Here is a 4,763-nt window from a genome sequence, read left to right as displayed (position 1 = left end):
TCGTCAATGAGCTTCGCGTAGCTGCCGAGAACCAAACAAAACTTGGCCCCCAATACGCAGACGGCTTGCGTTCGGCGTCAGTGGTAACGGCGAAATTGGGTAACTCGATTGAGTCACTGGGCGACGGACTGTTGCGCCTTTCACTACCAACCGGAATTCAAATGGTCGGCATGAAGCCCGTCATCGTGATGTCGCAGCCAATGGCCAAGAAGGGGCAAGAGCTTAAGGACAACGCCCATGAGATAAAGGCCATCAGTGCCAGCCTGTCTGGCGTTTCGGATGCGATAAGTCGCGATGCAAAAAATCTAAGTTCAGCGTTCATTGCGACAGCTGATCAAGCGCTCTTGGTGCTGACAGAAGTCGAGAAGACACTCACACGGATAAAGACACAAGACCTGCCCAAGGCAATCGCGGATTTGAAATCAACATCAGAAAATCTGAGCCGTGTTAGCGCACAGGTTGATACGGTCGGAAATGTTGGGCTAATACTTCTGATCGTCGGCATCTTGCTGTCGGTCTGGTGTTTCCTGCATAGTGTGGGCGCCCTAATGCTTGCAAGGTCGGACGCCTTTGATTCTGCCGACATGACCAATAGACAAGCCGGTATGCAACCTCAAGGGATCACAAAATGAAAATCGCACGTCAAGCGGCTCTGCTTCTTTGTTTGCTGGCGCTATTGATTGCCTCATGGTTGGCGCCGCTCGACGCTCCGGCCACGCAGCAGGTGGACGCTGGACTCAAGAGGGCATTGGTCAGCTTTGCCAGCGCCAGGGCCATCAGCGGTGTCATCTCAGTCCTGCAGGGCACACAGATCGACATCATGCCGGCAGGGATCGGTGCCACATTTGCGCCGGGCCAAGTGCTAGCACCCATCAATGAATTGGTGAAGCACTTTTCCGATCTCATGCTGGTGGCCAGTGTCTCTTTCGGAATCCAAAAGGTGCTCATTGCGATGAGTAGCTACTGGTTGATTAAGCTGGTCCTCACAATCACAGCGGTTGGGTGGGCTTCGTTCTTCTTCTTGAAGCGACAGCCTCCGGCATTGATTTCCAAACTTCTGGTCGTGCTGCTTATGCTTCGGTTCGCCGTCCCATCAGTTGCCCTAGGTTCCGACTTTCTCGCTGAGACGTTCATGGCGTCCGAATATGAAGCGAGTCAGAGCGCAATAGATACCGCCATGGGTAAAGCGGCTAAGGTCACGTTATCTTCACCGGCACCAGCACCGATTCCGGCGCCCGCGGCACCAGCACCCGTAGCATCAGCACCAGCATTGCCAGCATCTGCAGCCCCCGCTAAATCCGGATCATGGTGGAAGCCACATCTGCCAAGTATGCCAACCCTGCCGACAATCAATCTGCCGCCTTTACCAACGCTGACCATACCGAAGCTTCCTGACTTCACGGGGCGCTTTGAAGAAATGAAGGCTGCGGCTGAACAGGCGACGGAGCACATGGTCCGACTTATGGGTATCTTCCTGCTCCAAACCTTGGTTATTCCGCTCCTGCTCCTATGGGGTCTGTATGGCATTGCAAGGGCCGTGTTTCAGTTGCCCCAGTGGACGCCCGGCAGTAGAAAAGCTTCGAGCACCTAAGGAAAAGAGAGATGACCTGGAGCGCCGATCTAATGGGTGTTGCTCTTGTCGCCATCGGCGCAGGACTTTGGCTCAAGAGACGGAAGCGAAAGTTTGATCGAACCAATGAGTTCGGAGTCGAACGATTTAGAAGTTATGGGGGCAAATTGCGATCCCGGCTCAAGGACGGATTCTTAGGTTTTACTTCCATTTCCCTGTTCGCTGCTGGAGTGCTAGTTCTGGCATTTGAACATCAGGATTCTTGGGGGTGGATAGTGGTCTTGCCGGTCTGTGTATTCATGCTTTTCGCATTGCTTGGCACGTGAACATTGATGATCTGGTAGGCGCTTACTTTGCCATCCAAGAATCGGCGGCAATATTCCGATATTCAAATCAGAGACCTGTACTATGAAAAAAGCACTTTTTGTTATCCAAGCCATTGCACTCGCGTTATGCTTGACTTGTCTTGTGTCAATCACAATATTTCAACCAACTGTAAGGGAGTATTTTCGGTCAACGATCAATAATGACTTAGCGAAGAAGCTTAAGCCCACAGTTGATGTAGCTGAGACTGCCTTAAAGGTCCCCCTCATCGAATTGATAATACCCAAGCACATAATTGCAGTAGCTCGGGAGGAAGTAGCTTCGTACAGGAGAGATCCGCTTGAATACGTGGCGTCACTTACGAAAAGCACCAGTCCCTGTGTCGATAGACCACCTGTTGAATCAGAATTTGATAGTCCTGCAAAAAAGATACTTCTTGAAAAGATTATTGGGTGGCGCGAAAAGGTTAAATGTCATTTCTCAACTGCATTCGAAAGAATAATACCCTATCTCTGTGCTTTTCTGGCGACAAACATCCTGGCTTTGTCTTTTGCAATGTATCTTATTCGCTGGGCGCCAACAAAAATGCGACGCACAATTCCCGTTTCTATTATCTTGACAGTTGTAGTCGCGTTCTCTGCGTTCTCGTTTCTTGACCGAAGTTTGCTATATATCATTATTCGAAGCAGCTTTTCGCTAACAGCATATCCGATGGGTGTCCTGGGACTGTTTCTGTACGTAGTAGCGCTGTATTTCCTCTCCGATGGCAGAAGATTGGTTAACGGGAAGAAGGCACCTGAAATTGCCCCTGACACTATCCTGAATCCGTGATCCGAAATGACTGTGTGCAGTCTTCAAACGTCTGGTTCAGCAAGTGCGGTTACGAAGTAACCATTACGAACCATACCGGGGTCGTCAAGGGGGTGACTTGCTGCTGCTGGGTTTGTGCGGCACCGCAAAGTATTTCTCAGACAAATCCAACGCATTATATTAATAAAGCCAAAAATGTACGGTACTTATATAAATGTTGCAGTAAGTGAACTATTATCGACCATTTCAGTGAATTTTCTTATAGCATGGAAATTCCTTTTGGCGGCATTACTTGTGTCACTGTTTTTTGAATTTGTCTTGCCTAATATCAAGAAATTTGCTATTTGCAATAGGCTTGCTTTTAGACGGGCAAATATCGATAGTCAAATTAAATTTGAAAAAGAAAAGAGTGAAGTAAAAGGTCTCCGGCGTTATTATAAAAGGTTGACGAGGCCCATAAGGAAACCAATTTTCTTCCTAAATAGAAATTTGTTCCACTATAAAAAACTTAGGACATCTATCTCTCGAATGAATCAATTTCAAAGATATTTAAAAAGAAAGAACAAAAATAGGATATTTCGATTTATATCGAATTACTACACCCATGTACTTCTTTCACTCACTTTATTCTTTGCAATTTATTTCATATATTCACAAATTAGCCAGCCAGTGTGAGGGGTAGATCAGTGGAAGGTATATTCGTAGCTTCAAAATGAGTACTCATTTGATTGCTTAAAGTTCGACCCACTAGGCGTCAAAAAATAGGGAAGTATCATGTTTGGCGTATTATTCGAAGGTATAAGAGTGTTTAGCCAGCTAGATAGTTCATATTATCTAAATGTCGCCCTCATCACAGTTCTTGCAATTCCAGTATTGCTCATCGGAATATATATCTACTCCACTCTTTTTTCGACAAGAGGAAAACTATACAAATATCTGATAGTAATTGGCGCTATCCTTCTATTCCTCTTCTGGCCCATAGGCATTATTACTGTCTGCCTCGGACTATTTTTCCGTCACAAAGCAATAGCACAGCAAAAGAATTCCAGATGCGTTGTCAAATTAGTGCCAAATCGCCAACCTCAGAATGTTGATATCAACCATGAAAAGTCTGGATGGAAGGTCGATGGCGAATATTACATTAATAGATTATCTTCAATCAAATTCCCTCAGCAGTTTGGTGGTATTCTGAATTTGACAAGTATACTCGTATACGATGATCTCGGAGAGAACTGTAGCATTGGTTATCAATCAATTATTCCGAACTTCTATGTTACAGCATACATATACACCGCACACTCAAATGACTTAACCGATGCGTTCAAAGGCGAGTTTGAAAATATTGTGACTAGTCATCCAGATCTTTCAATACCATCAAGTCAGGAGTTTTGGGGGCCAGATACCGAAGCTGTTGAGAATAACTTAAACTTCGCTGACTCAGCATTCATTTCAACTGCGCTTTGCTACGCGGAAGGTGCTATCAAGGTTAATTCCTTCGTCATTTTTGCTGAATTTGCTGGAAATTACATTAAGGTTCGAGCTACGTGGCCCAGTGATACTAGGTTTCCTTCGGGGATGGCACTATCGACACTACGCGGAGTTCTAATTGACCTCACTGCACTTAATAGGCTTGATATATTTGGCATTAACCCTGCCAAGCCTGCATAGGCCAAATCGTCACCCCACACAGCGCTCTCGGCTTACGGTCCAGGGCGCTTTTCATTGTCCCCACCCATACCCCCGAAAGGAACCTCAATGTTCATCCCATTCCTCGCCGCTGCTGCTGTAGCTGCCGCCTTTGCCCAAGTGGGGGCCATGTCAGTCAAGATCGCAATCCTGACCAGTGCTCTCAACGCAATGTTCCTGATCGCCATCGCGCTCGCTGTGTTCGCCATCTGGAGCCATCGCAAGGCATAGCCCCGGCCTGCCAGCTCATGCCACTTCCTGCAAATCTATGACCTGATCAATCCGGTCCAACAGACAGCGTCCCTGGAGAAATCCTCGGGCGCTTTTCTTTTCCCCCATAACCATAAGCCTAGTTGACGACGTCTGTGTGGGC

Annotated in this window: 6 protein-coding genes; all 6 read left to right on the top strand. The window is 47.0% G+C overall.

Going from position 1 to position 4,763, the window contains the following annotated elements; translation table 11 throughout:
* Positions 1-632, top strand: a 632-nt coding sequence (locus tag WCO51_09725) for a hypothetical protein (GenBank protein MEI6513536.1), incomplete at its 5' end; no start/stop codon positions are given.
* Complete coding sequence (locus WCO51_09720; protein ID MEI6513535.1) at positions 629-1,591, top strand: hypothetical protein; 963 nt, start codon at positions 629-631, stop codon at positions 1,589-1,591. The genes WCO51_09725 and WCO51_09720, both read left to right, overlap by 4 nt.
* An 11-nt stretch (positions 1,592-1,602) precedes the next feature.
* On the top strand, positions 1,603-1,896 hold the full coding sequence (locus WCO51_09715) for a hypothetical protein (GenBank protein MEI6513534.1): 294 nt from the start codon (positions 1,603-1,605) through the stop codon (positions 1,894-1,896).
* Between the two features lie 82 nt (positions 1,897-1,978).
* Positions 1,979-2,725 carry a hypothetical protein gene (locus tag WCO51_09710; protein MEI6513533.1) on the top strand — a complete coding sequence of 249 codons (747 nt, stop codon included), beginning with the start codon at positions 1,979-1,981 and terminating at the stop codon, positions 2,723-2,725.
* A gap of 753 nt (positions 2,726-3,478) precedes the next feature.
* Positions 3,479-4,372 (top strand): hypothetical protein, encoded by an 894-nt coding sequence (locus WCO51_09705; protein ID MEI6513532.1) that lies wholly within the window; start codon positions 3,479-3,481, stop codon positions 4,370-4,372.
* An 87-nt stretch (positions 4,373-4,459) separates the two neighbouring features.
* Positions 4,460-4,621 (top strand): hypothetical protein, encoded by a 162-nt coding sequence (locus WCO51_09700; GenBank protein MEI6513531.1) that lies wholly within the window; start codon positions 4,460-4,462, stop codon positions 4,619-4,621.
* Positions 4,622-4,763: the final 142 nt, after the last annotated feature.

Source organism: bacterium, from assembly GCA_037131655.1.
GTDB lineage: Bacteria > Armatimonadota > Fimbriimonadia > Fimbriimonadales > JBAXQP01 > JBAXQP01.
Note: the sequence above shows the minus strand (reverse complement) of the source record. Positions and strands in the feature narration are given on the sequence as shown.

Coding starts and splice junctions, on each gene's coding strand:
- WCO51_09715 (MEI6513534.1), top strand. CDS start 1,603: ATGACCTGGAGCGCCGATCTAATGGGTGTTGCTCTTGTCGCCATCGGC.
- WCO51_09710 (MEI6513533.1), top strand. CDS start 1,979: ATGAAAAAAGCACTTTTTGTTATCCAAGCCATTGCACTCGCGTTATGC.
- WCO51_09720 (MEI6513535.1), top strand. CDS start 629: ATGAAAATCGCACGTCAAGCGGCTCTGCTTCTTTGTTTGCTGGCGCTA.
- WCO51_09705 (MEI6513532.1), top strand. CDS start 3,479: ATGTTTGGCGTATTATTCGAAGGTATAAGAGTGTTTAGCCAGCTAGAT.
- WCO51_09700 (MEI6513531.1), top strand. CDS start 4,460: ATGTTCATCCCATTCCTCGCCGCTGCTGCTGTAGCTGCCGCCTTTGCC.